Here is a 1,520-nt window from a genome sequence, read left to right as displayed (position 1 = left end):
CGCGACGCCTCTGGGTCGCCGGGCCGCGGCTGCGGCACGCGCGCCGGGAGGTGGAGGTGCTGCGCCGGGCGCACGGCGGCCGCATGCAGTCCACAGTGGACGGTGCGCTGCGCGGGATGGGCCGGGCCGACGTCGCGCACGTGGCCGCGCACGGCGTCCGCCGGGGCGAGCTGTTCTCCTACCTGCGACTGGACGACGGCCCGCTGTACGGGCACGACCTGAACGCCTTGCCGAGGGTCCCGTCCGTCGTGGTGCTGTCCGCGTGCGAGTCCGGCCTGGCGCGGGTGTTGTTGCGGCGCGGCGCGCGGGTCGTCGTGGAGAGCGTGCGGGCGGTGCCGGACGACCGGGTGGTGAGCCTGATGATCGATCTGCACGCCCACCTGGCCCGGCCCGCGCAAGCGCTTGCGGACGCCCAGGCCCGGCACGGTGACCTCGGTTTCGTGTGCGTCGGCGCGGGGTGACCGGGTGCCGCCCGACCGGTCGACACCCGAATGGTCTAACGCCGACCCCGACCACGAAACCGCCGCTCAGCCGTCCACACGGGACACGACTTCCGCGTCCACAGCGGACTTCCGGACTCGCGCCAGGAGCCCGTGACCACAACGGACGGTGTTCGCGAACCGGCGGAACAACCCGGACAGCCGCACCGCACCGCCCTTCCGAGTGGGTTCCGCCGGAGAACGTTCGAAAATCCCGTAACCAGTGCTACACATAGCAGAACGTCGACCTCGAACGGTCCGTCCCGTTCGCCGTACCCGGAACGGTGGTGATCCACGGTGGCAGTCTCCGACGCGGTGCGCCGCAGCGGATCGCTGCTGCTCAGGACGCTCGCCGCGGGCGGGTTGGCGACGGCGGCGTGGCTCGTCTGCGCCGGGTCCGCCGCGGCCGACGAGGACCACGCCGACGAGGTGGCGCAGCCGCTCGACGCGCTGACCGTGGCGCTCGACGACCTCCGCGTGCCGGCCGGCCTGCTGGACGACGTGCTGCCACAAGCCGCGCCCGCCGCCGAGTCGGCCGGTTCCGCCCTCCCCGGGGCTCTTCCGCAAGGCCTGCCGGAGTCCCTTCCGCAGGCCCTCGTGCCGGCGGCCGCGCAGGCCGGCGCCGACGAGATCGCGCGCGACCCGGAGTTCCACCTCTTCACGGTCGACCTGAACCCCCTGGCCGCGTCCGCGGTCGAGCCGGAGGCCGCGTTCCCGGCGGTCGTGGCCATGTCCGGGTTCCCGGGCGGGCCGTCGGGCGACCACGCGGGCAGCTACTCCGGCGGCTACTCCGGCGAGGCCGAGGCCTACCCGTACCCCGAGGACGACCGGTACCCGTACTCCGACGACTCGGAGTACACGCACCCCGGTTCCAGCAGTTCGGGTTACAGCCACTCCGGGTCGGTGTCCAACACCATGCCCGCCCCGATGTACGAGGCGAAGGTGGCCGCGAAGGCAGCCGCCCGCGCCGCCGCCGAAGCCGCCCTGACCCCGGCGCCCGCGCCGAGCGTCCCGACGGCGACGGCGGACGAGACCGCGGCG

General features: G+C 74.3%; 2 protein-coding genes. Both read left to right on the top strand.

Features of this window, described 5'->3' with window-relative positions; genetic code table 11:
- On the top strand, positions 1 to 461 hold a 461-nt coding region (locus ACFQ3T_RS36525), incomplete at its 5' end, for a CHAT domain-containing protein (protein ID WP_380730729.1).
- 315 nt (positions 462 to 776) lie between these two features.
- A partial coding sequence (locus ACFQ3T_RS36520; protein ID WP_380730727.1) for a hypothetical protein occupies positions 777 to 1,520 on the top strand: 744 nt, incomplete at its 3' end.

Origin of the sequence: Saccharothrix hoggarensis (assembly GCF_042678885.1) — a bacterium.
Lineage (GTDB): Bacteria > Actinomycetota > Actinomycetes > Mycobacteriales > Pseudonocardiaceae > Actinosynnema > Actinosynnema hoggarensis.
Note: the sequence above shows the minus strand (reverse complement) of the source record. Positions and strands in the feature narration are given on the sequence as shown.